The sequence below is a fragment of the Pseudaeromonas pectinilytica genome, assembly GCF_054780855.1.
Genome location: NZ_BAAGVN010000282.1, coordinates 1 through 6,430, shown reverse-complemented (window position 1 = coordinate 6,430; position 6,430 = coordinate 1). Strand labels below are relative to the sequence as shown.

The 6,430-nt window shown below is 55.7% G+C and carries 5 protein-coding genes; all 5 read left to right on the top strand.

The features are described 5' to 3' along the window. On the top strand, positions 1 to 3,417 hold a 3,417-nt coding region (locus tag ACYVG7_RS11430), incomplete at its 5' end, for a hypothetical protein (RefSeq protein WP_460883237.1). Further along, on the top strand, positions 3,417 to 3,683 hold the full coding sequence (locus ACYVG7_RS11425; RefSeq protein WP_460883236.1) for a hypothetical protein: 267 nt from the start codon (positions 3,417 to 3,419) through the stop codon (positions 3,681 to 3,683). The genes ACYVG7_RS11430 and ACYVG7_RS11425, both read left to right, overlap by 1 nt. Before the next feature lie 3 nt (positions 3,684 to 3,686). Further along, on the top strand, positions 3,687 to 4,736 hold the full coding sequence (locus tag ACYVG7_RS11420; RefSeq protein ID WP_460883235.1) for a hypothetical protein: 1,050 nt from the start codon (positions 3,687 to 3,689) through the stop codon (positions 4,734 to 4,736). Continuing rightward, the gene (locus ACYVG7_RS11415) at positions 4,733 to 5,263 is read left to right on the top strand and encodes a hypothetical protein (protein ID WP_460883234.1); all 531 of its coding nucleotides are present in this window, start codon (positions 4,733 to 4,735) and stop codon (positions 5,261 to 5,263) included. Before ACYVG7_RS11420 ends, ACYVG7_RS11415 begins: the two co-directional genes overlap by 4 nt. Then, the coding region (locus ACYVG7_RS11410; RefSeq protein WP_460883233.1) for a hypothetical protein at positions 5,263 to 6,430 on the top strand (1,168 nt) is incomplete at its 3' end. The genes ACYVG7_RS11415 and ACYVG7_RS11410, both read left to right, overlap by 1 nt.

The window sequence follows — 6,430 nt, the reverse complement described above, 5'->3', positions numbered from 1 at the left end:
ATGACCGATGAGGCGTCCGGCGGCGGGCGCCCGACCGGTAGAACAATCCCGGACAATACGCTCAACGCCATTTTTCAAAAGACCTCGCGCCGGGATCGCACCGAGGGTCGCACCAACCTGACCAAGGTTTTCTGTGCTGTACGCACCGCGACCGCGGAGTCTTATCAGGGGAGCCACTTTGCCGTTACCCGCGATGCTGAGGATGCCCATATCAATGTGGTCTGCCTGCCGGGTACCCCCACGGATACCCGTGCTGAGGCCCGAGCACGCATTGAAGCCTATTTAGTGCCTGGCGTGTTCAGCAACCTCTATTTGCTCGGTGACCAGTACGCGGGCCAGCGCACCATCCTGCTGTATCAAGAGACCAAGGAGCAGTTGCCCGAGCTGGGCTCTACCCTGTTCCTCAAGCAGCTGGATAAAACCGGTGCTGTCGTCGCCACCGACTACGTCAAGATCAAGAGTTACGATGCCGAGATCCGCCAATTCACCTATGAAAGGGGAGGCTCTTTTGAAACAGTTACCCGTCGTCAGCTCACTATCAAGTTGGCTGGCAAGCTGCGGATTAACCTCATCGGCGGGGTTCCATATCCGACTGGGACCTTAGTCAGCGGCGATACACCAGCCGCCAAGGTTTACTTCACCAACGTAGCAGATACCGCCCAGTTCTACGGCGTGTCGGCACTGGCGCAGGCAGCAGTGGCGGGTAGCGCATCGGTCCGCGTCAAGGATGTTTACAAGCCGATCGTACCCAGTGCCTACTCCGAGACCAACGTCATCGAGCAGCAGGCCCTCTCCGATCTCGCTCAGTTAGCAGCATCTGGCCCAGCCACCTCGGCGGCGTTAACCTTTGCACTGGTCGCCGGTAATCAGTCGCGGGCGTTTATGCCGCGCATCCCGATGCGGGGGGCTGTGCTGACCATCGATGGTGGCGTTTATAAGGATGATGGCTCAGGTAGTTTCAAATTCGTTTCTGGCGCGGATAATTTCAGCCAGATCACCCTGTCCTATGAGTCCGGACAGATTGACGCCTATCGCAAGACCAACGTGTTCACCAGTGGGGCCCAGATTGCCTACACCCCAGCCGCCCGCATGATTGGCGCGGCAGTGAGTGTCGAGAAGGAAGTCACTGTGGCCAACCGCACCTTCAGTTGGAATTGGTCCTATCCCTATAACCCGCCTGAAGCGGGATCCGTGGTGATCTGGTACCGCAGCCTTGGCAAGTGGCAACTGATCCAGGATGACGGTACCGGCCGCTTGACCGGAGCCGGCACCGGAACGGTTACCGCGAGCGGCACCATATCGGCTACGTTCAGTTCGCTGCCGGATGCCGAAACCAGCATAGTGCTGATGTTCCTGCCGATCGGGGCCCTGGAGTACACGCCTCTGGCTGGCGCCATCACGGTTGCCAAAAAGCAGGAGCTGGCACTGCCTTATGTGCCGCAGCCGGGAACATTAGCAATCACATGGACCTCAGGAGGCCAGAGCAAAACCGTTACTGATAACGGCAGCGGGGTGCTCGCGGGAGATCTGACCGGCGCAGGCTCTGTTAGCTACGCCGGTAAATCCGCCACATTTGTTCCCACCGGGCTCCCAGACGATGGCGTGTACCATGTTGCCTATACTCGGGGTCCGTACCGCCTGGCCAACGTGACCATCCCGAATGATGCCGCCACCATGGCAACCTTCAGTGCTGGGGCTCCGCTGTCACCAGGCAAGACGTTGGTGCGGTATCCGCTACGGCGCCGCACCTCGACCGGCTCACCGGAGACTGTGACGATCACCCTGACGGATGATGGCACTGGCAAGCTGCTGCGGGACGGGGTGCAGGTCGGCACTATCGATTACGCGGCTGGTACCGGCTCGTTCTCATGGGCCAAGGAATACACCTATACCGTGTCTAGCTATGTGTTCAATGGTCTGGCGATGCAGCTGCAAAAAGAGACCATCACCGCCACCGAGTTGAACGGTGGCGCTGGAACGATGGAAGGCTTGCCGAGCAACGAGGCGGCAGGAGTAGTCGATAGCATTACTGTAAATATGCCGGAGCTCTCGTTCTCCCTGGCGGCCAAGAATCTTGTCTCTGGTAGCCTGATGTTCACAGATGGCGGCAATATCTACATCGAACGCGACGGTATCTTGTGGAAGAACCCGGACAGCCGAACCGGGGCCGGTAGCCGTGTGGGACGTGTCGAGCTGGAGGCTAGCCGTGTGGTGATCAGCGATGCCAAGGGCGTTACCGGGAACATCCTGATTAATGCTGGTGTGGCGTTGGTCGCTTTGCCATATATCACCAAGGCGATTTGGAAAACCCCAGGGGCACCCCTCAAGTCTGGAGCCTTGGAGATTAAGGGCACCACCGCTAAAGGCATGGTCTATTCATCCAGTGACTCGGGGACTGGGGAGCTGAGTGGCCTGCTGGGTAGCGGGAAAGCAGATATCTCTATGGGGCTGATTTCTATGTCGTTCTCGGAGCCCATTGAAGCGGGCAGCCTGAAATACACGACGACTATCCTGACAGCCATCCCACTTGACTCTGATGCCATCGGCATTGACCCGGTGCGCCTGCCTCCGGATGGCAAGGTGCCGATCTATCAAGATGGGGTCGGCGTGGTCATCGGCCATACCGCTACCATCGACATCGGCACCCCGACTGCCAACCAGGTGATTGATTGCGGCCGCGACTATCTGGCCGAGGTTTGGGTCACCGATTCTGCTGGCAGCAAATTGGCGGTTAATCAGTACGCCGAAAACCGTGATACCGGCATCGTCACTATGGCCAGCCCGTTGTCACTCATCACTGCTGCAGGCGCGGCGCTGGTGCCGCCGCTGACACTGCACCATCGCATCGAGCACCGCAGCCTGGTGCAGGATGTGCAGCCGAATGGTGATCTGACGCTAGCCATCCCGCTGGCACAGGATTATCCGGCCGGTAGCAGCTACGTCAGCTCCTACATCCCGCAGGGGGATCGCTACGCCAGCTGGAGCGATCTGTTTACTCAGCAGTCGTGGGATGCCAACAACCCGAACTGGACGGATTCTCCGGTTGGCCCGGAGTTGCTGGCCGACTACAACGCCATTGACTACCCCATTGAGGTCAGCAACCAGTCGACTGTGGATGACGAGTGGCTGATCAAATTCAGCAGCCCGACCACGTTTGATGTGGTCTCCCGCGATCGAGGTCTGATTGCCAGCAGCAACATCAGTTCAGATTTGATGCCCAGCAACCCCAATACAGGCACCCCATATTTCATTCTTCGCAAGGGCGGGTGGTCGGGAGGATGGGCAACCGGCAACGTGGTGCGCTTCTCCACTCGTTCTGCTCTAGCGCCGGTCTGGATGTTGCGGTGTGTCAGCATCGGCGTGGCCACGCATCCGGATGACCGGTTCGAGTACATGCAGTATGGGGATGCGGACTGATGGCCAGAACGCTGAACTATCGAGCCATCGATAGCCAGGGGCAGCCGGTTGCCGGTTGCCCGGTAGTCATCATGACGCGCACCAAGGGGCTTATCCCAGGCTCCGAGCCGCCCGCTATTGGCCGCTATGTGCTGGGCACTACGGTCACTGCGGCGGATGGAGTCTGGTCATTCGAGACTGATGTGGATGGCCCACTGATGGCCGTAGCCTGGGATCCGGCGCGGCCAGACCGCCGACAAATTGTAATTGAACCGATTATGGGGTGATAAATGGGCGCATATGTAAAAGGGAAAGGCACGGAGACTGAACCGTATGTAATTAACTCTGTTGCTGGAATCAAGCAGTTATTTACGACTGATGCCAACAAAGGGATTTATGCAGTTTTGGCATGTGATGTGGAAATGTCAGAAAGCGACAGAATTGTATATTCAGACCTACCGAATCCTATTGTTTTCACTTTGGATTGCTTAGGGCACAAACTAAAAATTCTGACAACAAACACATCCACAGCTTACGGGATGGGGGGGTTTGATTGTAATTTCACCATAAAAAATGGTGAGGTTACATTTGATAGGGCAAATACATATGCTCGTCTATTTGAATCTGGACGTCTGACTGTAGTTAATGTCATTCTGTATTCAAATAGATCCACTAATTCAGCAAACACAATAAAATTTATCAATTCAATATCGAAGTTTGTTGCTGATTCGACAACTGGCTCATCAAACTCGTTTAGCATTGGCGTAACGGTAAGTGGTCTTACTAGGGTTGATACATTATCAAACCCATATGACCCAGCCATTTATTCAAGTTTTGATAAATCAATTTGGGTGGTTGATGGTAATTCATACCCCCGATTAATTCCACGAACCATTCCGTACATAACCCAGTTTTGGGCCGTCAAGGGCATAGTGAAAGTCGGCGGAGTTCCAGCAAAACGCCGAATTACAGCTCATCATCCGGTAGATTTTTACCTGATATCCGAGACAGAAAGTAATGAGGTTGATGGTGCGTATTCAATCGACTGTGGTGGCTACACAGACCATGTCTATGTCATTCATTCAGACAAGTATGGGAATAAATTTTCTGCCAATAAATCCTATGTCGTTGGTGATGTTATCCACCCGTCATCACCTAATGGCTATCGGTATGTCTGTGGAATAGCAGGCATATCGGCGTCAACAGCGCCAGCTGATTGGCCTATTAACTCGGCGTTGGTCAGTGGTGGTGCGTCATTCGACCCGAAACCGGTTTATTCTCCGTGTGCCCATATGGTTACGCCAGTGCTTTACGATAGCGTAACAGGTCTACCGGTATGACAGCCTACCTTTATCCACTAAAAGGCATCCAAGCAGATAGCGATGCGTCGTTATATCCATTTCCACCATGGAACCTAGTAAATTCAGATGTTCCGGATTGGGCAAACACCTCAAGTCGGTACTTAATCCATGGGACAGTGACGATAGATGGTGAACCATCAACACGAGACATCGTATTAATATCATCCACTACAGAGCTACTCGGGGAAGCGACATCAACCACCGATGGAATCTTTGATTTTATTTGGACAGATAATTCTGCACCGGTAATTGCGATCATGCTGGATGATCTCGGTACCGAGTGGGCGCCTGATGCCATCTACCAGCAAGGCACTGTGATTTACCCGCGAGCCTGGAGCGGCTGGCAGTATGAGTGCGTCTCCGGCGGAACAGGTCCGACTGATGAGCCGATATGGTGGGCGGGCGAGGGCGTGACGGCCATCATCGGAACGGCCACGTTTAAAGCAAGACAGTACATTCAGGCCCAGGCGCATGGGTTGATCCAGCCGATTGTTGAGGAGCACTGATGGCCTATTCAGTACCTCCGGCCAGTGCCGTTGATTTCAACATCAGCCGCCGCCCTGCGCGACCGCATTTGCTGCCTGGGTTAACCGGCGTCATGCTGATGGATGGGCCATTGATACCGCCCGGGGTACCGCGCCTGCGCCGCAGAGCAATGGCTGCGTGGGTACCTGCGGGCGAACTGGATGCGGTTGGCAGCCAGCATATGACCGGCATGGCCATCTGCGATGCGCGGCGTGGTGAGCGACTGCAGTTAGCATCGCCGCAATTCAGGGATGGATCCTTGGGGTGGAGCGCGGCTGGCCATGCCGATCTACGACAGGGCGAAGAGCTGCGGCTGGCCAACGTCATCGCCAAGCTACCGGTGTTGGCTTCCTGGGCGACAGCTCGGCAGCTTGATACTCGGATTGGGGCGCAATGGTCAGCTGGAATTCCAATTCCTGCGGTCATCGGCACTCAGCACCTGCAGATGCTGGCAGCGTGTGATCGTCGTGGTGCGGATATCAGCTGGTCAGTGAACTTGCGCGATCGGCCTTTTGACCCACGTTATGACCTGACACCACCATTGCACATGCTGCCGGTCATCGGCCAATCCATATCGTTTGCTGATGGCTATGCCGCCCCAGCGGCCAATGCAGTCGATTTCAGTTTTAACCACGACATAACCCCACGCTCTATCTACCCGCGCAACAGCGCCCCGCAAACCGCACTGCTGGGCCAGTTGTCCGAGCGTGACGGCGTAGGCCGTGGCCGATGGGGCGCCGGAGCCTGGTACTCACATGGCGGATATCCCAGCTGGGGCGATGACTCCGGCGGCGAGATAGGCCAACTCGAACCACCCATTGACCCTGCAGAGGCGCCATATCACATCATGAATTCTATTCAGTGCTTTGCCCTGGTTGGCGATGAGCGGATCGCCCTCGCGCCAGATAACATCAAAGTGACCCTCCTCATTGAAAGCTATACATGGGAGATGACGGCGGACTTGTATGGCCGCACATCAGTGAACTATTTGCGGCCCGATGCCTCCGGTTTGAAACATATCGAACTACTGATGAACGGTCATAAATGGCTGTTTGCTATCAAGAGCTATCGTCGGAGCACAAAGCTGGCCAGCGAAACCTATAGCTTCACGGCTCAGTCGCGCAGCATGCTGCTGGATGGCGAACAGT